The 23,684-nt window shown below is 68.4% G+C and carries 21 protein-coding genes; 14 read left to right on the top strand and 7 right to left on the bottom strand.

Annotation, left to right across the window (positions count from 1 at the left end):
• Positions 1 to 119: 119 nt before the first annotated feature.
• Entirely contained in the window at positions 120 to 851 is a 732-nt protein-coding gene (locus H0524_RS01885; RefSeq protein ID WP_180197097.1) for a DNA alkylation repair protein, read from the bottom strand.
• A gap of 226 nt (positions 852 to 1,077) precedes the next feature.
• Here H0524_RS01885 and H0524_RS01880 point away from each other — a divergent pair, with 226 nt between their 5' ends.
• From H0524_RS01880 to H0524_RS01865, 4 genes are all read left to right on the top strand, one after another.
• Positions 1,078 to 1,473 (top strand): helix-turn-helix transcriptional regulator, encoded by a 396-nt coding sequence (locus H0524_RS01880; RefSeq protein ID WP_180197096.1) that lies wholly within the window; start codon positions 1,078 to 1,080, stop codon positions 1,471 to 1,473.
• Positions 1,470 to 1,946: an SRPBCC family protein gene (locus H0524_RS01875; protein WP_180197095.1), complete on the top strand. Its 477-nt coding sequence runs from the start codon at positions 1,470 to 1,472 to the stop codon at positions 1,944 to 1,946. The genes H0524_RS01880 and H0524_RS01875 overlap by 4 nt, the downstream gene beginning before the upstream one ends.
• Before the next feature lie 88 nt (positions 1,947 to 2,034).
• Positions 2,035 to 2,448: a VOC family protein gene (locus H0524_RS01870; RefSeq protein ID WP_180197094.1), complete on the top strand. Its 414-nt coding sequence runs from the start codon at positions 2,035 to 2,037 to the stop codon at positions 2,446 to 2,448.
• 56 nt (positions 2,449 to 2,504) lie between these two features.
• Positions 2,505 to 2,795: a DUF2277 domain-containing protein gene (locus H0524_RS01865; RefSeq protein ID WP_180197093.1), complete on the top strand. Its 291-nt coding sequence runs from the start codon at positions 2,505 to 2,507 to the stop codon at positions 2,793 to 2,795.
• 36 nt (positions 2,796 to 2,831) lie between these two features.
• On the opposite strand, the gene H0524_RS01860 is transcribed toward H0524_RS01865, so the two are convergent.
• Positions 2,832 to 3,686, bottom strand: a complete 855-nt coding sequence (locus H0524_RS01860) for a nitroreductase/quinone reductase family protein (RefSeq protein WP_180197092.1) — start codon at positions 3,684 to 3,686, stop codon at positions 2,832 to 2,834.
• A 554-nt stretch (positions 3,687 to 4,240) separates the two neighbouring features.
• On the opposite strand from H0524_RS01860, the gene H0524_RS01855 reads away from it, so the two are divergent.
• The 7 genes from H0524_RS01855 to katG all read left to right on the top strand — a co-directional run bounded on the left by H0524_RS01855 (position 4,241) and on the right by katG (position 11,651).
• Positions 4,241 to 4,741 carry a SigE family RNA polymerase sigma factor gene (locus H0524_RS01855; protein ID WP_180197091.1) on the top strand — a complete coding sequence of 167 codons (501 nt, stop codon included), beginning with the start codon at positions 4,241 to 4,243 and terminating at the stop codon, positions 4,739 to 4,741.
• Positions 4,738 to 5,511: a hypothetical protein gene (locus H0524_RS01850; RefSeq protein ID WP_180197090.1), complete on the top strand. Its 774-nt coding sequence runs from the start codon at positions 4,738 to 4,740 to the stop codon at positions 5,509 to 5,511. The genes H0524_RS01855 and H0524_RS01850 overlap by 4 nt, the downstream gene beginning before the upstream one ends.
• 48 nt (positions 5,512 to 5,559) lie before the next feature.
• Positions 5,560 to 5,961 (top strand): VOC family protein, encoded by a 402-nt coding sequence (locus H0524_RS01845; protein WP_180197089.1) that lies wholly within the window; start codon positions 5,560 to 5,562, stop codon positions 5,959 to 5,961.
• Positions 5,962 to 6,070: 109 nt separating this feature from the next.
• On the top strand, positions 6,071 to 7,126 hold the full coding sequence (locus H0524_RS01840; protein ID WP_180197088.1) for a questin oxidase family protein: 1,056 nt from the start codon (positions 6,071 to 6,073) through the stop codon (positions 7,124 to 7,126).
• Positions 7,127 to 7,297: 171 nt separating this feature from the next.
• Positions 7,298 to 8,755 (top strand): glycerophosphodiester phosphodiesterase family protein, encoded by a 1,458-nt coding sequence (locus H0524_RS01835; RefSeq protein WP_180197134.1) that lies wholly within the window; start codon positions 7,298 to 7,300, stop codon positions 8,753 to 8,755.
• A gap of 167 nt (positions 8,756 to 8,922) precedes the next feature.
• Complete coding sequence (locus H0524_RS01830; protein WP_018736398.1) at positions 8,923 to 9,378, top strand: Fur family transcriptional regulator; 456 nt, start codon at positions 8,923 to 8,925, stop codon at positions 9,376 to 9,378.
• Positions 9,375 to 11,651, top strand: coding sequence for a catalase/peroxidase HPI (katG, locus tag H0524_RS01825; protein ID WP_180197087.1), 2,277 nt, complete (start codon positions 9,375 to 9,377; stop codon positions 11,649 to 11,651). Before H0524_RS01830 ends, katG begins: the two co-directional genes overlap by 4 nt.
• Positions 11,652 to 11,763: 112 nt before the next feature.
• Here the strand turns inward: katG and H0524_RS01820 are convergent, their stop codons facing one another.
• Positions 11,764 to 12,501 carry a uridine kinase gene (locus H0524_RS01820; protein WP_218941213.1) on the bottom strand — a complete coding sequence of 246 codons (738 nt, stop codon included), beginning with the start codon at positions 12,499 to 12,501 and terminating at the stop codon, positions 11,764 to 11,766.
• Positions 12,502 to 12,698: 197 nt separating this feature from the next.
• Between H0524_RS01820 and H0524_RS01815 the strand changes: the two genes are divergently transcribed.
• Positions 12,699 to 14,150 (top strand): FAD-dependent monooxygenase, encoded by a 1,452-nt coding sequence (locus H0524_RS01815; protein ID WP_180197086.1) that lies wholly within the window; start codon positions 12,699 to 12,701, stop codon positions 14,148 to 14,150.
• A 25-nt stretch (positions 14,151 to 14,175) separates the two neighbouring features.
• On the opposite strand, the gene H0524_RS01810 is transcribed toward H0524_RS01815, so the two are convergent.
• From H0524_RS01810 to H0524_RS01795, 4 genes are all read right to left on the bottom strand, one after another.
• On the bottom strand, positions 14,176 to 14,949 hold the full coding sequence (locus H0524_RS01810; RefSeq protein ID WP_180197085.1) for a class I SAM-dependent methyltransferase: 774 nt from the start codon (positions 14,947 to 14,949) through the stop codon (positions 14,176 to 14,178).
• A 243-nt stretch (positions 14,950 to 15,192) separates the two neighbouring features.
• The gene (locus H0524_RS01805; RefSeq protein WP_180197084.1) at positions 15,193 to 16,062 is read right to left on the bottom strand and encodes an AraC family transcriptional regulator; all 870 of its coding nucleotides are present in this window, start codon (positions 16,060 to 16,062) and stop codon (positions 15,193 to 15,195) included.
• 180 nt (positions 16,063 to 16,242) lie between these two features.
• Positions 16,243 to 18,201, bottom strand: a complete 1,959-nt coding sequence (locus H0524_RS01800; protein ID WP_180197083.1) for a BTAD domain-containing putative transcriptional regulator — start codon at positions 18,199 to 18,201, stop codon at positions 16,243 to 16,245.
• 165 nt (positions 18,202 to 18,366) lie between these two features.
• On the bottom strand, positions 18,367 to 19,290 hold the full coding sequence (locus tag H0524_RS01795; RefSeq protein ID WP_180197082.1) for an NADP-dependent oxidoreductase: 924 nt from the start codon (positions 19,288 to 19,290) through the stop codon (positions 18,367 to 18,369).
• 207 nt (positions 19,291 to 19,497) lie between these two features.
• Between H0524_RS01795 and H0524_RS01790 the strand changes: the two genes are divergently transcribed.
• The gene (locus tag H0524_RS01790; RefSeq protein WP_180197081.1) at positions 19,498 to 20,085 is read left to right on the top strand and encodes a DinB family protein; all 588 of its coding nucleotides are present in this window, start codon (positions 19,498 to 19,500) and stop codon (positions 20,083 to 20,085) included.
• A 355-nt stretch (positions 20,086 to 20,440) separates the two neighbouring features.
• The gene (gene ileS / locus H0524_RS01785; RefSeq protein WP_180197080.1) at positions 20,441 to 23,563 is read left to right on the top strand and encodes an isoleucine--tRNA ligase; all 3,123 of its coding nucleotides are present in this window, start codon (positions 20,441 to 20,443) and stop codon (positions 23,561 to 23,563) included.
• The last annotated feature ends 121 nt before the right edge of the window (positions 23,564 to 23,684 follow it).

Here is a 23,684-nt window from a genome sequence, read left to right as displayed (position 1 = left end):
GTGGCGAGGGTGTCCCGATCGACGTGCACGTGGCCTCCATGGTCATTGTTGCTCAGCAACGTCGATCATGGACGCCCTCGCCTCTCTTCGCTGTCCCCGTACCCCTTGGAATAGATCGTCTAGCGGTGAGCCGAGGCTCCCTGCATGGCTTTTTTCCGGCCCAGGTAGTAGGTCCGCTGCTCCTGGTCGAGGTGTTCGATGGCGGCGCGCAGTAGCGTCCGGGGCATGGTGGCCGCGTGCCGGTCGAGGAAGTCGAGCAGTCGTGCCCGGTCCTGGTCCCCGGCGCTGCGCAGCAGCCAGCCGGTGGCCTTGTGGATCAGATCATGTGGATCAGCAACGCACATCTCGGCGATCCGGAACGTGTCGTCGAGGTCGCCGGCGCGTACGAACGCCATGGTGCTGACGATCGCGGTGCGTCGCTGCCACGGGTCGTCCGAGCGGGCCAGCTCGTACAGCACCTCGCGGGGCTTGTCGACCAGATGTGCCCCCACCACGTTCGCGGCACCGAGGTCGACCAGGTCCCAGTTGTCGATCCGGTCGTGCCGGCGCAGGTAGAGGTCGTACAGCTCCGCCCGGCGGGCGTCGGTGGTTTTCTTCCGCGCGGCCTGCTTGGACATGATGCTGACCGCACCGGCGCGTACCTCGTGGATCGGGCTGTCGAGTAGGAGTTCGATCTCGCCGGGCGCCAGGTCGATGAATTCTTTGGCCAGCGCGAAGACCTGGCCCATCCGGACGCCCAGGAACGTGTCGCCCTCGGCGTGCCTGAAGTAGCGCTGGATCTTGCGGAGCTCCTCATCCGACTGGTACGTCTGCAACTTCTCGACGAACTGCTCGGCGCTGACATCCGTCATGGTGGCCCCTCCGATCGAGAGGCGATCGTACCGATCCCCTGCGCCGCCCAGTGCCGCTCGACCACGCGTGTCCCGGGGAGCCGGACCGCCGCGCACCTGCGGGACCGGGCGCGTTTGCTGGGCGGCCGTTCCGCTCGCGTCACCTCGCCGGAGCGCCCTCCACCTGCGAAGACATGCCGGGGTTCGGCTTGACGGGGCAACAGTCGAACGATATAACAAACTCGTTATGAAACAAACTGGTTATGCACTCGACGAGCCCGAGCGTCTCGACGCCACCTTCGCGGCCCTGGCGGACCCGACCCGGCGAGCGATCCTCGCCCGGCTCGCGCAGGGCGACGCGACGGTGAAGGAGATCGCCGCACCGTTCCCGGTGAGCCAACCGGCGATTTCTCGGCACCTGAAGGTTTTGGAGAGCGCGGGCCTGATTTCCCGGGGAAGGGCCGCCCAACGTCGGCCGTGTCACCTTGAGGGGCGCCAGCTCAGGTTGGTCGTGGACTGGCTGGACAACTACCGCGGCTACTGGGCGGAGGCGTACGGGCGTTTGGACGAACTGCTCGACGAACTCCACGCCGGTGACGATGCCCGCCCGTCGAGCGGCGGCCGGGAGGGGAAGGGAACATGACGGCGAAGACCCTGCGGGTGACCACACCGGCACCGACTGACATCGTCCTGACCCGCGTGTTCAACGCGCCGCGGCACCTTGTGTTCGATGCGTTGACCAAGCCCGAGTTGCTCAAGCGGTGGTTCGGCGCTCGCGGTTGGCGCCTGGTCGAATGCGAGGTGGAGCTACAGGTCGGTGGGAGCTGGCGCTTCGTCTCGGTGGGGCCGGATGGCCTCAAGATGGGCCAGGGCGGGGTGTACCGCGAGGTTCAGGCGCCGGACCGGCTCGTCTACACCGAGTCCTACGACGATCAGTGGGTGCCAGGAGAGTCCCTCGTCACCGCTGTCCTTTCCGAGCGTGCCGGGTTGACCACGCTCCAGACCATGCTGCGCTACTCGTCGCCCGAGGTGCGTGACCTGGTGCTGGCCACGCCGATGGAGCGGGGCGTGGGGGAGAGCTACGACCGGCTCGACGAGGTGTTCGCGTCGCGGTGATCCGGGCCCGGGGGAGCCACCAGGAACATATCGGCGGCCGGAGAGCGTGTCCGCCACGCAAGGGGTAGTGCGAGCGAGAGCGGGAGAAATGAACTGGACTCTGGAAGTGGTGCTGGTGCCGGTGGCGGACGTGGACCGCGCCAAGGAATTCTTCACCGAGAAGCTGGGTTTCCACCTGGATTTCGATTCTCGTGGCGACGGCGAGTTCGGCCCGGTGCAGCTGACCCCGCCGGGTTCCGGGTGCTCGATCATCATCGGGAAGGGCCTCAGTTCGATGGAGCCGGGCTCGCTGAAGGGGGTGCAGTTCGTGGTCGCGGACGTGCGGAAGGCCCGTCAGCAGCTGGTGGAGCGGGGGGTCGAGGTCAGCGAGGTCCGAGTGGCCGGGCCGGAGGGCTTTCGCCCGGCCCGGGATGGCGACAGCCTGGACAATGTCGGTTTCATCGTCTTCGACGACCCGGACGGCAACCACTGGACTGTGCAACAGATCTCGTCCCGCGGTTAGTGCGGCGTGGGGCGTGGGCGGTTCACGTTGGGGCTCGGCCCTGGCATCGTGGAGCCATGTGTCGGAACATTCGCGTGCTCCACAATTTTGAACCGCCCGCCACCGACGACGAGATCGAGGCCGCCGCGGTCCAGTACGTGCGCAAGGTCAGTGGCGCGACCAGACCATCCGCGGCCAACGAGGAGGCGTTCAACGAAGCCGTTCGGGCGGTCACCGCGGCCACCCAGACCCTCCTGGGTGACCTGGTGACCAAGGCACCGCCTCGGGACCGGGCAGTGGAGGCCGCGAAGGCCAAGGCGCGTGCCGCCGAGCGGTACGGGGACCGCGCCGCAGCAGGCCGGGGCTGACCTGACCGCGACGGGGCGGGGCTGACCGGGCCGTGGTCAGGCCGAGTCGTCACCTGTCTGTTCAGCGGAGAGCCGGTCGAGGATCGGTAGGAGTTGCGCCTCCTCGTAGTCGAGATGCGCCTCGACCGCGGCGGTGAGTCGGTCGACCTCGGTCCGCACGCTCGCCCGGTCCACGTCGGCTGACCCGACCACCTGCTGCAGTTGCTGGAGCAGCGCGTCCATCGCCGCGTGTTCCTCCCGCAGCCGCCGTACCGTATCGGCGAGCTCGGGATGGTGTTGGGCAACCACCGGGAGCAGTTGGTCGTCCTCGCTGCGATGGTGATGACCGAGGCCGCCGCAGAGGGCGAGGCAGTTGATGCGCAGCTGCGCACCGAGGCGGCTCCCCGGCCGTGCCAGCTCGCTGCGGATGACCGCCAACTCGCGGCGGAAGGCGTCGTGAATCAGTTTCAGGCCGCTGCTCCAGGTGGCCCCGACCGGCCGGCCGCGGAGCGGGTTCAGCGCCACAACCGGTGGCGGTTCCGGGGCGAGGGAACGCTCCCGCCGCAGTACGGGGTCCAGCTCCGCCGCCCGGTCGAGCGCGGCGTCCCGTTCGCCCTCCTCGAGCAGTACCGCGTGGGCCTCGATCGTGAAGGCGTCGTTCTCCAGGGTCACCTGCGGCTCGGCGAGCAGGTCGTCGTGCCAGTCCGGCTTGGTGCGACTGCCGTCGGGCAGCGCGACGACCAGGATGCGTCGGTCTTCGCCGAGGAAGAACTCCACCCAGGTGGTACGCGGTGCCCCGGTTTCTCGGTTTGCGGTGGTCAGCAGGATGTGTCGCCGGTCTTCGGGAATCTTCGAGCTCTGTCCTTGTGGGGCGTGGAATTCCTTGATCTGGGAAGCGTGGTCGGACGGCAAAGGGTGTACTCCATTCCTTGGGTGGGTGTCGTTCTTTCAGCGGCTACCAGCGCAGCCTGAGCCGATGGCGCTCGGCCAGTGAAGCGGTGTGGGCACCACAAATCACCGGCTGGGGCCGAATGCGCTTGCGGAAGTAGCGCGGCGAGAGGTGGGAAAAGAAAACGCAGGCGACAGCAAGCAGAAGTGCGGTTGCTGTGCTGGCAAAATAGCTGATCGCGGAGGGTGGGGCTCGGCCCCGCCGGGCGATCACGCCCCGGCCGGGAACCCTATTCGCTTCTGGCGTGTAGCCGACCCGGCAGTCATAGCGCGACGATAGCATAGGTGAATATCTGGGTCTCACCCAAAGCTGCCAGCTCTGTCGGGACTGCCGGCTCTACCGGTTCGGTCGGCCATACTGGCTCGGTGGGCCACGCGGCCGCTGCGGCCGCTCGCCGCGGAGGTAGCGGGCCGCGGGCGGTGGCCCGAACGTCAGGCCGCTGATCGAGGTGAGGTGCCCGGGGCACCCGAGTCAGGGACCCATGCAACATTTCCAGGGGGATGCGGGTAGTCATAGTGTGAAGGTGCCTGCACTCCCGCCGGACGGGTCCGGGTTCGAGGCGTTCGTGCGACAGAGCGCCGCCGGGCTGCTGCGCTTGGGCAACATTCTGACGCTGGACCGAGCCGCCGCGGAAGATCTCGCCCAGGAGACCCTGATCCGCGTCGGGCTGGCCTGGTCACGGGTGCGCGCGGACGGAAATCCGATCGGCTACGCCCAGCGCACCATGACCAACCTCTTTCTCAACGAACGGCGACGTCGCCGGCCGGTGCCGACCGGCACCCTCCCGGAAGCCGGGTACGAGGACACCGCACTGGCCGCGGTGGAGTCGACCGCCGTAGTTCGGCGGATCCTCGCGAGCCTGCCACCGAAGCAGCGGGCGGCGATCGCCTTACGTTACGTCGCCGACCTGCCGGACGACGAGATCGGTCGCCTCCTGAACTGCACTCCGGCGACGGTGCGGTCGCAACTCTCCCGAGGTTTGTCCCGCCTCCGTACGACGTTGTCAGCAGAGGGGTGAATTCGGTGTTCGAGAATCGTGCCGACGAGCTAGCCGAACTGGATAAAGGAGACTTCACGCTCCCGGTCACGGACGCTTTCGTCGCCCGGGTGCATCACGGCGTACGCCGACGTCGAATTCTGCGCGCAGGTGTGGTCGGCGGCGCGGTAGCCGCCATCGCCGTCACTGTCGCGGTTTCCCTGACCGGGATCACCCAATCCGTTCCGCTTCCGAACTCGTCCACCGATCGGTCCGGGGCCGCCGCGCCCACCACCGCCGCGGATCCGATTTACCAGCCGCTGGACGGCTTTCGGGTCACCTTCGTTCCGGAAGGGCTGCGGGTCGGTGTTGCGGGGAGTGGACCTGCTAGCTATGCGGTGTCGAAGAACCACCTGCACAACGACGGCGGGGGCCCCACCTCGCCAGGTGGCGGGGCGGTCGCCGGCTCTGACCATCCGACCGCCGCGACAACGCTTCGCACCTATGTGCGGCCCAACGGGGGGAATTGGCTTTGGATTTCGGTGTTGCGCCCGGAACGGACGACGGCGGAAGTTGATCAGGCGCTGATCACCGAGTGGCTGGTCGGCTGGGCCATCAAAGGCACGGAGGTGATTGACAGCTTCCCGGTTCCGGCCGGCCAGGCCCAGCTCACCAGAACTGTCGGCTCCGAGGTGACCGTCCACGCGGTCGTGATCACGACCCCCAGCGGTACGGTGATCAGCGTTGGCGGGAATGGTGGGGTGCCCGTTGCGGACCTGAGGGCGGTGGCCGCCGGAATCCTGCCGCCGTGACGAGTCGTCGCTCGCCGAGAGTGCGACTGACGACGGAGTGGAGGGCGGATGGTCAACGAGGTGGCGGTACGGATCGCGCGCCCGTGCACGGATCTGGCGGCTGCGGAACGGTTCTACGTCCAGGGTCTCGGCCTGGCCCTGCTGCAGCGGATTGCGGCGAACGGGCCCGGTGAGCACGACCTGCTGATCCTCGGGCGACGGGAGGCGAACTGGCACCTGGAGCTGGTCGGCGGCGCCGACCTTACGGTGCGGCCGGCGCCCACCGCCGAGGACCTACTGGTGCTTTACCTGGGCCAGCCGATCGATGAGGCGATTGTCGATGGCCTGAAGCAGGCCGGCGGTCGGGTGGTCTCCCAGGGGCCCTACTGGGATCGTTGGGGCGTCACTGTCGAGGACCCGGATGGCTACCGGGTGGTCCTGTCCAGCCGATCCTGGTCGAACGCGGGCTGACCCAGCGCGCCCAGCGAGACCAGTTCGCCCGTCGCGCTCGGTTGGACCAGTGCGCCCAGTGCACGTCGACAGTTGACCTAAACCTCACTTCAACTCCTATCGTTCCTGAATGGATCAACTCGACGAGGCCCTGCAACGGATCCGGCGCTTCGGACCGGAACGGGATGGGTGGCTCTCCAACCACGCGCCCATGGCTGTTGAGGCGCTGGCCCGGCACGGCCACGCCGCGGTCGTCCACCGATGGCTGGACGGGTACGCGGACCGGCTGGAGGAGCGACCACGGGGAATCGAGCTGATCACCGCCGACGAGTGGCGAGACCCGCTCGGCGACCCCGTACGCACCGGTGATTGGCTCAACTACTTCGATCGGGAACTGGCCGACGAGCCGTGGCGGCAGGTGCTTGCGCGATGGTGGCCCCGCCTACTGCCCGGCATCGCGGCCGGCGCCACCCACGGGGTGATCCGCGTCGGCCACGCCGTTCGCGCCCTGCTGGACGAGGAGACCGTCCCGCGGGTCGGTGAACTCGGGCAGGGGCTGGCCTACTGGGCGGCACGCTGGCAGCCCCTCGCGCCACCCGGAGCCGGGCCGTACCCCGCCATCGATCCCCGTGCTGCGCTCGACGCGGTGCCCCGCGTACCCGACCAGCGGTTCGGTATCCGGGCCCGGCTCGCCCAACTGGCTGACCTGCCCGGCTGGTCGGCGGTGGCCGGTGCGGTGCCGTGCCGAGGAGCAGACAGCGGGAAGGTCACCGACGGGCCGGAGGCCGTGCCAGCCCGACTGGCCGGCATCGTGCACGCGGCGACTACCCGACACGGCACCCACGGCTACGCCAAGCCGGTCATGCTGGTGCACGCCGCGACCGCCCCGAACGCGGTCCTGCGCACCCTGCCCGCCCTGCACCGGGAGATCTGGCCGGCCAGCCTCGCCGCCGGCTGGGCCGCCACCGCAGCCATCACCGCCGCGTACGCCCCGGCGACCGGAGAACCCCGGCCGCTGCCCGTGGCCGAACGGGATGCAGCGGAGGTCATGCTGCTCGCGGTGGAGTCCGCCGGACCGCACGCCATCAAGTTCGCCGATACCGCCCTCGACGCGTACGCCGGCACCGGAGACGCCGCCCTGCTCGCCGCAGCGGTACGCGCGACAGAACAGATCGGGCCGTGGTGAACCGAAGGGCCCCGGTTCCCGGGTTGTTCGGGGTGAAGTTTCACCGCTGATACCCCGAGGTGTCACGAAGCCTTGGCGGGGCGTACGAGTCGGTTGGGCAGGTTGGGGCGGTGGCTGCGCCGGAAGCGGCGCGAGGCCGTTGATCAGTCTGGTCTCTACCGGGAGTTGCTCGTGCGTACGAAGTGGTTGAGCGGGGTGCTGGCCGTGGTGGCGGCGGGCGCGGTGGTTGGTGTGGTGCCGCGGGTGGCGGGGGCGACGGTCTCGGCGGCGCCGACCTCGGTTGTCGAGTCGGGGCCCGCGCACACCATTGCGCAGGTGCGGAAGCAGTTCCTGCGGCACGGTCCGGGTGCGGAGGTACTGGTGGCGGCGCACCGTGGGCACTGGCGTGCCGCGCCGGAGCTCTCCCTGAAGGCGATCAGGTCCGCGGTGAGGGCGGGCGCGCACGTGGTGGAGATCGATGTCCGGCGTACGGCTGACGGGCATCTGGTGTTGATGCATGACAGCACGGTGGACCGGACCACGGACGGTACCGGTGCGGTGTCGGAGTTGACGCTGGCGGAGGTGAAGCGGCTGCGGTTGAAGGTGGGCCTGGGTGGGAGTCAGGCGCCGTTGACCAAGGAGCGGGTGCCGACCCTGGCCGAGGCGATGGCGCAGGTGAAGGGCCGCGCCCTGGTCAACCTGGACAAGGCGTGGGAGATCCGGGACGAGGTGTATGACGTCCTGGTTGAGACGGACACGCTTGATCACGGCATCTTCAAGGGGCCGGCGACGCTGGCGGACGCGCAGGAGTTTCTCGACTCCGACCCCGGGATTCTCTACATGCACAAGATCAATGACGACAATGTGGGCGAGATCGGTGCGTTCACCGGTCGTGCTCCGCAGGCGTACGAGATCGGCTTCGACCGGCTCACCGATCCGCAGGCGCAGCCGGCGGCATTGGCGGCGGCCCGGTCGCACGCCCGGGTGTGGATGAACACCTTGTGGTACGGCCAGGCCGCCGGCTACACCGACGAGTCGTCGTTGCGGGATCCGGCGCAGGGCTGGGGTGCGGTGGTGGATCGGCACCAGGCGGACATGATCCAGACTGACAACCCGGAGCACCTGATCAGCTGGTTGGCCAGTCGGGACCGGGAGCACGGTGGTCAGGGGGAGTGGCCGTCGTTGCCGAAGGGCGCGGTACGGGTGCAGGCCGAGGACTACTCGCCGGCGGGTAAGGGGATCGGCTACCACGACCTGGATGACGAGAACCGGGGTGGCACGGCGGGCCGCCAGTACGAGGGCGTGGACATCTGCGACAGCAACGGCGCGCTGGTGATGTGTTACATCCGCGGCGGCGAGTGGGTCAGGTACACGGTCGAGGTGCCGAAGTCGGGGAACTACCGGGCGAGCGTGCGGTTGTCGTCGCCGTACTTCCCGGCGGGCCGCCTTACCATCACCTTCGATGACAAGACGGTGTTCGGTCCGATGGAGGCGACCGGTACGACCTCACACAGCGCGCTCGAGTCCCAGGCGATCGCGGAGACCCACTTCCTGCGGAAGGGTACGCACGAGTTCGAGGTGCGGATGGACGACGCGGTGGACCAGAACTTCAACATCGACTACTTCCAGTTCGACCGCGTCAAGCACTGACCAGCCGAACCGCTGATTTCGTGGAGCCGTCGCGCGGCTCCGAGCGGCCACCCTTCCGTAAGGGTGGCCGCTCGCCGTCTTGGGCGAGGAGACTCGGCTGCGCTGGTGGGTCCGACTCGTCCGTCGTAAAACTTGATTCATTCCAGAAGACTGGCTATCGTCGTCGCGTGACGCCCGACTTCGAGACGCAGCTGCGGGCGGTCTCGTTGCGCGTGACCCGACCTCGGATGGCGGTGCTCGCCGCGCTGCGGGACCATCCGCATGTCGACACCGATGAGGTTATCGCCCTGGTTCGGGTGGATAACCCAACCGTGTCGCACCAGACGGTGTATGACGTGCTCCGCGCGCTCACCACCGCCGGCCTGGTGCGACGCATTCAACCCACCGGCGCACCCGCTCGGTATGAGTCCCGGGTGGGGGACAACCATCACCACATCGTGTGCCGGTCCTGCGGAGCGATCGCCGATGTCGACTGCGCGGTTGGCCGCGCTCCCTGCCTCACCGCCTCCGACGACCACGGTTTCGTGGTGGATGAGGCGGAGGTTGTCTACCGGGGCACCTGCCCCAACTGCAAGAAATCGGACGCGCCTTCCGCGCTCCACCACGTGAAGGGAAGTAGATGAGCGACACCCAGGACAACGCCCCCGTCAGCGCGCAGGGCGTGGATCAGAAGGCGGCGGCCGGCTGCCCGGTCGCGCACGACTCCGTCACCGCGCACGGCAGCGAGAGCGAGAGCCCGGCGATCGACTCTCCCACCGCGGTCGTTGGTGGCCGTCCGCGTACCAACCTGGACTGGTGGCCCAACCAGCTTGACCTGTCGGTGCTTTCCACCAACTCGGCGAAGGTCAACCCGTTGGGCGAGGACTTCTCCTACGCCAAGGAGTTCGCCAAGCTCGACATCGAGGCCCTGAAGCGGGACGTCACCGAGGTGCTCACCACCTCGCAGGACTGGTGGCCGGCCGACTTCGGCCACTACGGCGGTCTGATGATCCGGCTGAGCTGGCACGCTGCCGGTACCTACCGCACCCATGACGGCCGCGGTGGCGCCGGTGACGGTGGCCAGCGGTTCGCGCCGCTGAACAGCTGGCCGGACAACGTCAACCTGGACAAGGCCCGGCGGCTGCTGTGGCCGGTCAAGCAGAAGTACGGTCAGAAGATCTCCTGGGCCGACCTGCTCGTGCTCGCCGGCAACGTCGCCCTGGAGTCGATGGGCTTCAAGACGTTCGGGTTCGGTTTCGGCCGGGAGGATGTCTGGGAGCCCGAGGAGATCTTCTGGGGTTCGGAGGACACCTGGGTCGGCGACGAGCGCTATCTCTCCGAGAAGGAGTTCGTGGCCGGCGTCGGGGCGACCGAGATGGGTCTCATCTACGTCAACCCGGAGGGGCCCCGCGGTAACGCGGACCCGGCTGCGGCGGCGCACTTCATCCGGGAGACCTTCCGCCGGATGGCGATGGACGACGAGGAGACCGTGGCCCTCATCGCTGGCGGTCACACCTTCGGCAAGACCCACGGTGCCGGGATCGCCGACGACCACGTGGGGCCCGAGCCGGAGGCCGCGCCCCTGGAAGCGCAGGGGCTTGGCTGGATGAGCAGCCACGCCAGCGGCGTGGGCGCCGACACGATCTCCAGCGGCCTCGAGGTGACCTGGACCGACCGGCCGACGCAGTGGAGTAACCGCTTCTTCGAGATTCTGTTCGGCTACGAGTGGGAACTCACCACCAGCCCCGGTGGCGCGAAGCAGTGGGTCGCCAAGGACGCCGAGGCGATCATCCCCGACGCGTACGACTCGTCCAAGAAGCACAAGCCGACGATGCTCACGACCGACCTGTCGCTGCGCGTCGACCCGACGTACGAGCGGATCTCGCGTCGCTTCCTGGAGAACCCGGACGAGTTCGCGCTGGCCTTCGCCAAGGCCTGGTACAAGTTGCTGCACCGCGACATGGGCCCGGTCAGCCGGTTCCTCGGGCCGTGGGTGGCGCAGCCGCAGCTGTGGCAGGACCCGGTACCCGCCGTTGACCACGAGCTCGTCGGCGCGGCCGACATCGCCGCCCTCAAGGCGAAGGTGCTTGAGTCCGGCCTGACGAGCGCCCAGCTGGTCTCCACCGCGTGGGCTTCCGCGGCCAGCTTCCGCCACACCGACAAGCGCGGTGGCGCCAACGGTGCGCGGATCCGCCTCGAGCCGCAGCGCAGCTGGGAGGTCAACCAGCCCGAGCAGCTCGCCACCGTCCTGGCGGCGCTGGAGGAGATCCAGCGGGAGTTCAACGCCGCCGGTGGCGCCAAGATTTCGCTCGCGGACCTGATCGTGCTGGCCGGCTCGGCCGCGGTCGAGAAGGCGGCGCGGGACGCGGGCGTCGAGGTGACCGTGCCGTTCCGGCCGGGTCGTACCGACGCCACCCAGGAGCAGACCGATGTCGAGGCCTTCCAGGTGCTCGAGCCGCGGGCCGACGGGTTCCGCAACTACCTGCGTCCCGGTGAGAAGATCCAGCCGGAGGCGCTGCTCGTTGACCGCGCCTACCTGCTCAACCTGACCGCACCCGAGATGACCGTCCTCATCGGCGGCCTGCGGGCGCTCGAGGCCAACGCCGGCGGCAGCCGGCAGGGCGTTCTCACCGACCGTCCCGGTGTGCTCACCAACGACTTCTTCACCAATCTGCTCGCCTCGGGCGCGCGGTGGAAGGCATCGGAGTCCGCTGAGCACGGGTACGAGATTCGGGACCTCGCCGCCGACAAGGTGAAGTGGACCGCCAGCGCGGTCGACCTCATCTTCGGCTCCAACTCGCAGCTGCGGGCCCTCGCCGAGGTGTACGCCAGCGAGGACGCGCGGGAGAAGTTCGTGCAGGACTTCGTCGCGGCCTGGACCAAGGTCATGGAGCTCGACCGGTTCGACCTCGCCTGATCAAACCCCACGACGAGCCCGGTCGACCCGACGAGGGTCGACCGGGCTCGTCGCTGTCCGGCCCAGCGTCGGCAGCGGTGTCTGACCAGGCGACCGGCGGCTGTGGCAGGTGTCAGCCATCCCGCCTGGCCGGCATGATCCGTGGCCGGTCGAACACCGTGTTGTCGATGATCACGTCAACCAGCCGCAGGGGACTCACCTCGGCTAGATACAGCTGCATAGCCACCAGGTAGCGCTCGCGGTGTATCGCTTCAGCTTCCGCGCCGGCCCAGGTCTGGTCCCGGTGGGTGCCGCGATGCACGGAAGTCTGCTCGTCGACGTCCAGCCAGATCCGATAGTCCCAGTAGTCGTTGATCTCCGGGCGAAACGCGAACACGCCGTCGACGATCAGTACCGCATCCGCCGCCGCTTGGTTGACCACCTCACGGTGGTCACGTTGAGTTAGTGGGTCGATGCTGCACAACACGCATGCACCAGATCCCTCGGGGGCGACCGGCCGCAGCAACAGCCGCGCGACGGCGTCGTAGTCGTACGCGTTGCGGTAGTAACCGGGACCCGATTCCCGGTCATAACGGTGCCGGTCCCGCCACGGCCTCTTGAAGTCGTCCAGAGTGGCCCGTAACACGGGTCGGCCCCGGGCGCTGATCTGCTGCGCCAGTTCGTGGCCGAAGCTGGTCTTACCTGCAGCGGTCAAGCCGTCGATGCCCACCCGCAGCCGTCCGTCGCCGCACGCCAACACCCGCTCGGCGATTTCGGTGACCAACGCCGAGCGCACCGCCGACCCGGCGGCCGGTAGCGGCTGCTGCCACGTCGACACCGACATCTGTACCGCACCACGAACACCCGCCATGACCGGAATCTAACCCAGCGGTCACCCCGGACGACAGGCGCTAGCAGCGGAGCTGACCCACCGCCATATTTTTATTGTCATCGAAGCCACAGTCGTCACTCTCTGGTGGCGGCGATGCCCGTCTGCGTAGGCTCACCGGTGAGAGTGGAACGAGTTCTCCCACGTTTCTGACTCAGGGTGGTCCCGCGCAACGGAGTGTGGAGGTGGCTGATCCGATGGACCAAAACACGTACGATGTCGTGATTGTCGGAGCCGGACCAACCGGGCTGCTGCTCGCCGGTGATCTCGCGGCGGCCGGGGTGCGGGTCGCTGTTCTGGAGAAGCGCCGCGACGAGTCGAACCTGACCCGAGCATTCGGGGTGCACGCCCGGACGCTCGAACAGTTCGACGCCCGTGGGCTCGCCGACCAACTGGTCGGCACCGGCAAGGCGTTGGGCCGGCTCCGGCTGTTCGGCTCGGTGTCGGTGTCCCTCGCGTCGCTGCCGACCCGCTTTCCGTTCCTGCTCGTCACCCCCCAGTACCAGGTGGAGCGACTGTTGCTGGAGCGCGCTCTCGCGGGTGGGGTCGAGCTGATCCGTGGTGCCCGGGTAATCAAGATCGAGTCAGGTCAGGATGAGGTGCAGCTGACCGTTGACCGCGATGGGGACGTCCACACGTTGACGGGCCGGTACGTCGTCGGCACCGACGGACGCCACTCCACGGTGCGGGAACAACTCGGCCTGGACTTCCCGGGCCACGCCGTACTCCGTTCGTTGATCTTGGCTGACGTCCAGCTCACCGAGTCGCCGCCAGAGGTGTTGACGGTCCTGGGAAACCAGCACGGCTTCTGCCTGATCGTCCCGTTCGGTGACGGTTGGTACCGGGTGATGGCGCGGGACCCGAACTGGGAGCCGCCCGACAGCACGCCGGTCACCCTCGACGAGATCGCGACGCTGGTGCGCCGGATCGCCGGAACGGACTACGGCATGCACGGTCCCCGCTGGATGTCCCGGTTCCACAGCGACGAGCGACAGGCCACCGCCTACCGGCAGGGGCGGGTGCTGCTCGCCGGTGACGCCGCCCACGTCCACTCGCCGGCTGGTGGCATGGGCATGAACACCGGTCTGCAGGACGCCGCCAATCTGGGGTGGAAGCTCGCTGCCGTGGTGCAGGGTCGGGCTGGTGACAGTCTGCTCGACACGTACGAGGCGGAGCGCCGGCCGGTCGGTCGGATGGTGCTGCGTACCAGTGGCGGGCTGATCCGGGCGGTGATCCTCCGTTCCTCGCTCGCGCGGGCGGCCCGCAACGGACTCTTCCGCGCCGGCATCGCCGTGCGTCCCCTGGGTGACCAGCTGCGAATGCGGCTCAGCGGGATCGGCGTATGCTATCCGGCCGCCCGTGGCGCGCATCCGCTGGTCGGCCAGCGCGCCCCCGACCTCGCCGCCCAGGACGGGAGTCGGCTGTACACGGCGCTGCGGGGTGGCGGCTTCGTCCTGGTAGATCCGGATCCGAGCGGCCCCGGCTACGACCACCTGGTGACGTTCCGGCCGGCGGAGCCGACGACACCCATGTTGGTGCGGCCCGACGGGTATGTCGCCTGGGCCGGTTCCACCGGGCCCGACCTGGACCGGGCCCTGTCCGCCTGGGGCGCCGCCCGGCCCGCGTCGTGATTTGGTCCGGGTAGTCCCACCCCGCTCAGTCTCCCCAGACCAGGTAGGCCGGGGCCGGCCGACCGGGCAGTAGCCGCAGCGGCGCGTGATCCAGCCCGAGCACCTCCCGTACGGCGACGTTCTCGCCGGGCCACTTCGGGTTGTCCACCTCGTCGAAGGCGACGATGCTGCCCCTGGTCAGGCGCGGCAGAATGGCCTCCAGGACCGCCCTCGTCGGTTCGTACAGATCCAGGTCGAGGTAGGCCAGGGCAATGACGGTCTGCGGGTTCTCCTCCAGGTAGCGCGGCACGGTTTCCCGTACGTCGCCCTGGACCAGCACGCTGCGCTGGGTGACGTGACCGAAGAATTCACTCTGTTCGTGTGCTTCCAGGATTTCCCGCAGGTACGTCGGGTAGCCCTGCGGGGTGGCGAAGCGACCCTCGTACGCGGTCGGGCCCACCCGGTCGACGTCGTTGAGGTCGGGGAAGCCGGTGAAGGTGTCGAAGCCGACGACGCGTCGCAGCGGGTTGTACGGCTCGTAGACGCCGCGAAGGGCGGCGAAGGTGGCGAGGTGGCGGCCGTACCGGACCCCGAACTCCATGATCACCCCGGGGACGTCGAGGACCTGCCGGTACAGCGCGTCCATGGAGAGTAGGTCGGTCAGCTGATGTCGGCGCAGGAAGAGCGGCAGGTTGTTGATCATCTCCTCGGGTGGAATCGGCGCGGTGGCCAGGAGTTTGGTCAGCCGTAGCGCCGTCTCCGTCTCGGTAGGTGAGTCGTGTGCGAATGAGCGCAGATCCTGACTGTCAACCTTGTCCATTATCGACCTCCCGCCATGAGGGGGTGACATGATGGGCGAAAGCGTAGGGGAGGGCTGTCGGTGGCACAACGGCACCGGTGCCAGCATCGATCTGGAAAAGGGATGGGTTGGCGCTGCCCCAGCGGCACTTCCCGAGGTGAGCCCGCATGCGGATGGTGAATTTGCGGGTGCACGGGCTCCCCGCTCTGTTCAACTGCAGCACTTCCGGGTCAGTTGGCCGTTGCCTTCTCGCATGAGGGCAAATCATGCGCTGGCCATCCTGGTGGGCGTGGTGGGCAGTGGGGGCGAGTCCGGCCACTGTGGCAATCCGGAGAGGCAGGCAAACGTCTCGATGATTCGGCCGACCGGGCCGATCGCCAGCACCGGTGGATCGGTGGGCCGTCGCGGTCCGATCAGGATCCGGCCGACTGTCGCGCCGCGCTGGGTCAGCTCCACCTCGGCGGCGCCGACCAGGTAGCTCGCCGGATCTTCGTCGACCAGGGTGCTGATCAGCGTGCGGTGTGCCCGTGCCAGCACGATCTGGGCGTGGTAGGAGCTGGGTCGGGCGACGACCGGAATGGCCGAACCGCCGGCGGCCACCGTCCACGCGGTCGGTACCTCGGCGCTCCGTCCCTTCCCGCGCAGGCCCACCAGCACCAGATCGCCGGGTCCGCTGTCGGGCACGAGCAGGGTCAGTCGGGGGCGGGTGACCACTGCGGTCGTGCGGTGGAGTCGGTCCGCCAGGATGTGGCAGCAGTGACCATCGAGCAGCCGGGCCACCTGCCGGAAGTACCCCGGCGTGGTGCCGGCCAGCCGGGAGAACTGGGTGGTGAAGGTGGCGGTGCTGGTGTAGCCGACGCACCGGCTGATCGCGGTGACGGTCCGATCCGTGTGCAGCAGCAACCGCCGTGCCTCCGCCATGCGTAGGGCGGCGAGGAAACGGGCCGGCGTCATCGTGGTCACGTCTCGGAACAGTCGATGGAAGTAGAAGGGGCTGAACGGCGCTACCCGAGCCAGGTCGGCCAGCTGTAGCGGCTCCGCCAGGTGCCGGCGCATGTAGTCGATCGCCTGTGCCGCGGCTGCCTTTCGGGCCTGGTCCGCCAGGTAGGGCGAGACGCCTGAGGTTGAATTCATGTGCGCCCCCGGTAAGGTTGTTCGGGCACCCACCGAAATTCTGCTGAAACCTCCTTGAACATTTCTTGAAGCCGCTACCAGGCATCGCCGAGTGTGGGCGCAGGTGGCGTCGCTCCGCTCGGGAAAATGGCCGGCAGGGTGGCGGACCCTGGTTCCGGGGGATTTACGTCTGTCCCGGAATCAATCGCCGAGGTGGCAGCGGCAGGTGCACCGCGCCGAGGGCGGTGCCCCCGCGTAGCCACCCTCCTGAAACAGCTGCCGCGCCAATGCGTGCACCGTGCCGAGCATGTGGTAACTCCGGCCGGCGGGACCGTGTCGAACCTCCAGCACCGACTTGTCGACCAATCGATCCAGGAGCACCTGCACGGCGCGGAGTTCGCCGATCAGCGCCGCGCCGGCATCCGTGCCCGCGCCGACACCCGTGCCCGCGCCGACACCCGTGCCCGCGCCGACACCCGTGCCCGTGCCCGCGCCGGCCGCCAGGTTGAAGCCGGCGGGCATCGCCCCGAGCCCGGTGAAGCAGCGCAGCTCCGCCGGGTCGAGCAACTCGACGCTGCGGTGCACCGCAGCGTATAGCGACCGATGATGACTCGGTACCCCTCGCCGCGGCGGCCGGAGCCAATGCAGTGGATCGGCGACGACCTCCACCAGGGCGTCCAGCCGTTGCGTCCGCAGACACGCTGCGGCCAGCTCGATGGCGAGCGGGAGGCCGTCCAGGGCCTGGCACACCGAGGTGACCCCCGGCATGGTGGACCCGTCGAGTCGGAATCTCGGGAGCACCTGCATGGCCCGCCGGGCGAACAACTGTTGCGCGGGTGGGGGTGCCGACGACCCTGGTTCCGGATCGGTGCGCAGCGGCCGGACCGGATACACCGCCTCGTACCGCGTCCCGAGCAACTCGCGCGAGGTCAACAGGACGGTGAGGCCGGGACAACCCCGGAGCAGTTCGTCCGCCAGGTCGGCCGTCGCATCGGTAACCAACTCGGCGTTGTCGATCACGAGCAGCAGCCGTCGGTCGTTCAGCTGACGTACCAGGGGCGCGGGTGGTCCCGTCGACGGCCGTGGTGGAGAGGCGACTACGGCGATCACCGCCCGCGCGAGCGCGGGACCGGTGCGGACATTCGTCAGGTCGACCACCGCCACCCCGTCGGCGTGCCGTGCCCGTTGTTGCTCGGCGACGGCCAGGCCGAGTGCGGATTTGCCCACCCCGGCCGGACCGGTGAGGCTCACCAGGCGATATCCGTCGAGCAGGTCGTTGACTGCCGCAAGATCGGCTGATCGTCCGGTCAGCTCGTCGATCAGGGGCGCCGCCCCGCGCCACGGTGGGGCGTGCGCCGGTCTCGGGTGGTGGGTGGACGACGAGGTCAGCCTGGCGTCCAACACCTCGCGGTACGCCGCGGACAGTTCGGGCCCCGGGTCCACCCCGAGGTCACGCCGAAGCCGCCCGCGGACCTCGGCGTGGCGCTCGATGGCGCGAGCCCGCTGGCCGATGCGGGCCAGCGTCTGCAACAGCCGGGCCTGCACCCGCTCGTTGAGTGGCTCGGTCAGGGCCAGTTGTTCGGCAACGGGCAGGACTGCCTCCGGCCGGTCCAACTCCAGCCCGAGGCCGACATAGTTGAGCGCCGAGGCCAGGAACTCCTGCCGCAGCGGACGGATGTCGTCCTGCTCGATCAGGAGCGCGGCCAGCTCGCTGACCTGGGGATCTCGCCACCAGCCCAGGCTCTCGCCGAAGCGGGCGAAGGCGCCGGTCGGCTGGCCGCGCTCGCGGAGGGACGCCGCCTCCCGGACTTCGGAACGAAACGCGTGTAGGTCGAGTTGCCCGACGCCGACGGCCAGTCGGTATCCGCCGGGTACCGAGGCGATGACGTTGGTTCGTCGACGGCGTGGTGTGTCCGGTTCCAGCACCTGGCGCAGCCGGGCGACGTAGGTGTGTACGAGGTTGGCGGCCCGGGCCGGTGACGGTCTCGGCCAGAGCGTGGCGATGACCTCATCGAGTGGTACGTGTCGTCCGGCCCGGAGCGCCAGCAGGGCGAGAATTGCTCGCTGTTTCGGGGGTCCCAGGTCGATCTCAATACCGCAGCTCGTCGCTTGGATGGGACCGAGGATCTGAATCTGGGGGTCGATCTCGATCCGCCTCATGTTTCCCCCGAAGCTGTGGTGTCGCCGCGCTCGGTTCGTGTCTATTTTAAGTTAGGTTTCGGGGCGCCTGAAGTGGCTGTTCGGTGCCTATCTTCAGTTTTGGCTTCTCTGGACTGATCGATTTTGGATCTGCGCCGGTGGCATAGTTGCGAATTTCGATGTTGTTCACGATGGGGATTCCACGAGGAGGACGATCTTTCCCCGCCCGTGCCGGGTCTCGATCGAGCGGTGTGCCGCAGCGGCCTGCGCGAGCCCGAGCGCCTGTCGGAGGTGCAGCGTGAGCGTGCCCTGTGCGTGGAGCTCGGCCAGCTCGGTGAGCTGAGCCTTGGACCGTTTCGGTGCCACAGTCGGAACGCCGAGCTCTGCGGCGAGTTCGTCGGAGACCATGGTGCGGACGCGGTTCTTGTCCTTGACCAGTTCCACCGAGGCACGCAGCGCGTGGTCGCCGGCGATGTCCAGGGCGGCGTCCACCCCGTCGGGTGCCAGGGCGCGTACCCGCTCGACCAGTCCATCGCCGTAGGTCACCGGAATCGCGCCCATCGACCGTAGGTAAGCATGGTTGGCCTCACTCGCCGTACCGATGACGGTGCTTGCTCCCCAGGCCCGGGCCAGCTGGACCGCGAAGGTGCCCAGGGCACCCGCCGCAGCGTGGATCAGGACCGTGTCGCCGGATCCGACCTTCAACTCGCGCAGGCACATGTGCGCGCCGAGGCCGTTGGCGGAGAAACCGCCCGCGATGTCCCAGGGCATGCTCCCCGGCTTGGCCGTCACCTGCTCGGGGGAGACCACCACGTACTCGGCGTAGGCGCCCAGCGTGCAGTAGCCGAGGACGTTGTCCCCCACCGAGTGTCCGGTGACGCCTTCGCCCACCTGGTCCACGACGCCCGCGTACTCGTTGCCGGGTACGACCGGGAATGAGTTGTCCACCGTCGGCGGTGCCCACCCCTTCCTGATGGCGGTGTCGAAGTGGTTGACCCCGGCCGACCGGATGCGGACGCGCAGTTGGCCGGGGCCGGCCTGCGGGCTGGCGACCTCGGTCAGCGTCAGAACGTCCGGCCCACCGAAGGAGGTCAGGGCGGCAGCTTTCACAAGGGATCACTTCTCTCGTCTCGGTGTCCTGGAAGTATCAAACCTCAAGTCCGCTACAGGTCAAGACTGACCCCGACGCGGTACGCGCTGTCGCCCACTCCACGGCCCTGGCGATTCAGGTGGGCAACGGCGGGATACGTGAATTCTATTAATTTAACCTTATTGCTGCCGGTGTTGGCCCGCTGACATGCTGACATGCTGGCGGGCATGGCTGACATGCGTGATCCGAAGGGCGTGCTGCACCACTACCTGCAGGCAGCTCGTGACGATCTGATCTGGAAGCTCGACGGGCTGGGCGAACGCGAGGCGAGATGGCCGCGTACGTCAACCGGCAACAACCTGCTGGGAATCCTCAAACACTGCCTCAATGTTGAAGCTGGCTACTTTGGTCCTACCTTCGGGCGTGAGTTCCCCACGCCGGAGGAACTGGTTTCAGTGGAGATGCATGAAAAGGATCCACAGGCGGACTGGTATGCGGAGGTAGACGAGACGAAGGATGGGTTGATCGAGCTGTATCGTCGGGTGGCCGCCTTTGCGGATCAGACGATCGAGCAGCTTCCACTCGATGCCCCCGGGCGGGTCAGCTGGTGGCGACCAGACCGGCAGGATGTGACCCTGCAACGAATCATCGTTCACGTCACCGGTGACCTGACCCGTCACGTGGGCCAGGCTGACATCCTGCGTGAGCAGCACGATGGAGCGATCGGTTGGCATGCGGGCAACACCAGCGTTCCCGACTACGACTGGTCGGGCTATGTCGTGCGGCTGACCGATCTCGCCCAGCGGTTCGGATAGCGCACGGTCTGCGCGACCACGTGGGTGGCGCTCACGGGTTGCCTTCCTGAGGACCTGCGCCGCGACCGCAGCCATCTCCCACTCACTGAGCTACGCTCTTCGGGCGAGGCGTTGATGGGGACGAGTACCTCCGTACGCAGCCGTTAGCGACCCGGGGATGGTGGAAGCCCGGGGGGCTGCACGGCGGGGAAGATCACCCCGGAGCCGTCGGAAGAAAGGCCGCGAGGCCGAGTAGAACCGACCGCACCCTGAAGTGAGCGGGCCGTACGCGGCCAAGGAGGGTGGTACCGCGGGACCTCGGGGTCTCGTCCCTCCGCCGGAGCTTGCCATCCGTGTTCCGTCGGAGGAGATGTGCGTGTACCACAGCGTTCCCACCCAGATCGACCTGCCCACCCTGGACCACGAGGTCCTGCGCTTCTGGCGGGAAGGTGACATCTTCGCCCGGAGCCTGAAGCAGTCGCAGGGTCGCCCGGAGTGGGTGTTCTACGAGGGGCCGCCGACCGCCAACGGTATGCCCGGTGCCCACCACATCGAGGCGCGGGTCTTCAAGGACGTCTTCCCCCGCTATCGGACGATGAAGGGCTTCCACGTCAACCGCAAGGCGGGCTGGGACTGCCACGGACTCCCGGTCGAGCTGGCCGTCGAGCGAGAGCTGGGCTTCTCCGGCAAGCAGGACATCGAGGCCTTCGGCATCGCCGAGTTCAACGCCCGTTGTCGGGAGTCGGTCACCCGGCACACCGACGCTTTCGCGGAACTCACCGAGCGGATGGGCTACTGGGTCGACCTGGCCGACGCCTACCGGACGATGGATCCGCCGTACATCGAGTCGGTCTGGTGGTCACTCAAACAGATCTTCGACCGGGGCCTGCTGGTGGAGGATTTCCGGGTCGCGCCGTGGTGCCCACGGGACGAGACCGGGCTGTCCGACCACGAGGTGGGCCAGGGGTACGAAACGGTGGTCGACCCGTCGGTACTCGTCCGCTTCCCGTTGACCACCGGCCCGCTGGCCGGCCGCGCGGCGCTGCTGGTCTGGACCACGACTCCGTGGACGCTGCCGGCGAACGTCGCGGTTGCGGTGCACCCGGACGTCCGGTACGTGGTGGTGACCGATGGTGAGGAGCAGCTCGTCGTCGCCGAGCCGCTCCTCGCCTCCGCACTCGGCGACGGGTGGGACCTCACCGGGGAGTCGTTCCGCGGCAAGGAACTGGAACGATGGACCTACCGGCCGCCGTTCGCGCTGGTTGACGTCGAGGGCGCGCACATCGTGGTGCTGGCGTCGTTCGTGACCACGGACAGTGGTACCGGACTGGTGCACCAGGCGCCGGCTTTCGGCGCCGACGACCTGGCCACCAGCCGCGCGTACGACCTGCCGATGGTCAACCCGGTCCGGTCCGACGGTCGCTTCGAGCTGGACCTGCCGCTCGTCGGCGGGGTCTTCTTCAAGGCAGCGGACCGGCCGCTGATTGAGGATCTCGCGGCCCGAGGTCTGCTGTTCCGTGAGTTCCCGTACGAGCACAGCTACCCACACTGCTGGCGTTGCCACACGGCGTTGATCTACTACGCCCAGCCGTCCTGGTACATCCGCACCACGGCTGTTCGGGACGCCTTGTTGCGGGAGAACGAACGGACCACCTGGCATCCGGCGACCGTGCAGCACGGCCGGTACGGCGACTGGCTGGCCAACAACGTCGACTGGGCGCTGTCCCGGCGGCGCTACTGGGGTACTCCGTTGCCGATCTGGCGGTGCCCCGCGGGGCATCTGACCTGCGTGGGCTCGTTGGCCGAGCTGAGCGAGTTGACCGGAACCGACCACAGCGAGCTTGACCCGCACCGACCTTTCGTGGACGAGGTGACCCTCGCCTGCGGGTGCGGCGCGACGGCTCGGCGAGTCGAAGAGGTTATTGACGCCTGGTACGACTCGGGAGCTATGCCGTTCGCACAGTTCGGGTACCCGAATCGCGGCGCGGACGAGCTCGCCGCACAGTACCCGGCGCAGTTCATCTCGGAGGCCATCGACCAGACCCGCGGTTGGTTCTACACCCTGATGACGGTGGGCACGCTGGTGTTCGACCAGTCGCCGTACGAGACGGTGGTCTGCCTCGGGCACATCCTGGCCGAGGACGGGCGAAAGATGTCCAAGCACCTCGGCAACACCCTGGAGCCGATCCCGCTGCTGGACCGGCACGGTGCCGACGCCGTCCGATGGTTCATGGCCGCGGTCGGTTCTCCCTGGTCAGCTCGTCGGATCGGGCATACTGCGCTCCAGGAGGTGGTCCGCAAGGTCCTGCTGACCTACTGGAACACCGTCGCCTTCCAGGCCCGGTACGGCCGTACCGCGGGTTGGTCGCCGTCGCCCGCCGACCCGTCGCCCGCAGACCGGCCCGTGCTGGACCGGTGGCTTCTCTCCGAGCTGCACCTCCTGGTGGGGCGGGTTGACGCCGCTCTGGCCGACTTCGACACGCACCAGGCGGGTCGGCTGCTGTCGGCGTTCATCGACGAGTTGTCCAACTGGTACGTACGGCGCAGCCGGCGGCGGTTCTGGCAGGGCGAGGGGGCGGCCCTGGCGACCCTGCACGAGACGCTCTCCACTCTCACGCTCCTGCTTGCGCCGATCACCCCGTTCATCGCCGAGCGGGTCTGGCAGGATCTGGTAGCACCGGTCACCCTGGACGCCGCACCCTCGGTGCACCTGGCCGCCTACCCGGTGGCAGACCCAGCGCTGGTGGACCCGGGGCTGTCCGAACAGATGGCCCTTGCCCGGCGCCTGGTGGAGTTGGGGCGCACCGCGCGGGCCGAGTCGGGGATGAAGGTCCGCCAACCGCTGTCCCGAGCTCTCGCCGCCGGTCCCGGCTTCGCGACGCTCCCGCCGGAGCTCCTCGCCGAAGTCGCGGCGGAGCTGAATGTGGGCTCGGTCGCCGCGCTCGGTGCCGCCGGTGGCTCCCTGGTGGACACCACCGCGAAGGCGAACTTCCGTTCTCTGGGACGGCGGCTTGGCAAGGCGGTCCAGCAGGTGGCCGTTGCCATCGCCGCAGCCGACGCGGCAGCACTTCGGGACGCCCTGCGCGAGAGCGGAACGGCCACGATCTCCGTGGCCGGTGAGCCGGTAATGCTCCGGCCGGACGACATCGTGATCACCGAGACTCCCCGGGCAGGCTGGGCGGTGGCCAGCGAGGCGGGAGCGACGCTTGCCCTGGACCTGGATCTCACGCCAGAGCTGCGTCGGGCCGGGCTGGCCCGGGACGCGATCCGACTGATTCAGGAGGCCCGTAAGAACAGCGGCCTTGAGGTCACCGACCGGATCAGGTTGCGCTACCAGCCCCACCGGGAGGAAACCGCCCGGGCTTTTGCGGAGCACTGGACCCTCGTCGCCGACGAGGTACTTGCGACTGACTGTGCTGAGGGCACGCCCACCTGGCCGGACGCGGAGTCGTTCACCGACGAGTCACTCGGCCTGACCTTCTGGCTCCGCCGCGCCTGAGGTGTCGGCACTCGGGCCAGGAAGGCGCTCCCGATGATCCGGGCCCGCCTGCCTGGCCCGGATCATCCGGGGCGACGCCGTAGTGGCGACGCCCCGGATGGCTGCTTCGCCGGCCGCTGAC

This window comes from Salinispora sp. H7-4, from assembly GCF_013416675.1.
Lineage (GTDB): Bacteria > Actinomycetota > Actinomycetes > Mycobacteriales > Micromonosporaceae > Micromonospora > Micromonospora vitiensis.
Note: the sequence above shows the minus strand (reverse complement) of the source record. Positions and strands in the feature narration are given on the sequence as shown.

Bases quoted from the DNA above. Each gene is read 5' to 3' on its own strand.
- H0524_RS01810 (WP_180197085.1), bottom strand. From the start codon at position 14,949: ATGGACAAGGTTGACAGTCAGGATCTGCGCTCATTCGCACACGACTCA.
- katG (WP_180197087.1), top strand. From the start codon at position 9,375: ATGAGCGACACCCAGGACAACGCCCCCGTCAGCGCGCAGGGCGTGGAT.
- H0524_RS01885 (WP_180197097.1), bottom strand. From the start codon at position 851: ATGACGGATGTCAGCGCCGAGCAGTTCGTCGAGAAGTTGCAGACGTAC.
- H0524_RS01820 (WP_218941213.1), bottom strand. From the start codon at position 12,501: ATGGCGGGTGTTCGTGGTGCGGTACAGATGTCGGTGTCGACGTGGCAG.
- H0524_RS01870 (WP_180197094.1), top strand. From the start codon at position 2,035: ATGAACTGGACTCTGGAAGTGGTGCTGGTGCCGGTGGCGGACGTGGAC.
- H0524_RS01840 (WP_180197088.1), top strand. From the start codon at position 6,071: ATGGATCAACTCGACGAGGCCCTGCAACGGATCCGGCGCTTCGGACCG.
- H0524_RS01805 (WP_180197084.1), bottom strand. From the start codon at position 16,062: ATGAATTCAACCTCAGGCGTCTCGCCCTACCTGGCGGACCAGGCCCGA.
- H0524_RS01880 (WP_180197096.1), top strand. From the start codon at position 1,078: ATGAAACAAACTGGTTATGCACTCGACGAGCCCGAGCGTCTCGACGCC.
- H0524_RS01865 (WP_180197093.1), top strand. From the start codon at position 2,505: ATGTGTCGGAACATTCGCGTGCTCCACAATTTTGAACCGCCCGCCACC.
- H0524_RS01790 (WP_180197081.1), top strand. From the start codon at position 19,498: ATGGCTGACATGCGTGATCCGAAGGGCGTGCTGCACCACTACCTGCAG.
- H0524_RS01875 (WP_180197095.1), top strand. From the start codon at position 1,470: ATGACGGCGAAGACCCTGCGGGTGACCACACCGGCACCGACTGACATC.
- H0524_RS01800 (WP_180197083.1), bottom strand. From the start codon at position 18,201: ATGAGGCGGATCGAGATCGACCCCCAGATTCAGATCCTCGGTCCCATC.
- H0524_RS01845 (WP_180197089.1), top strand. From the start codon at position 5,560: ATGGTCAACGAGGTGGCGGTACGGATCGCGCGCCCGTGCACGGATCTG.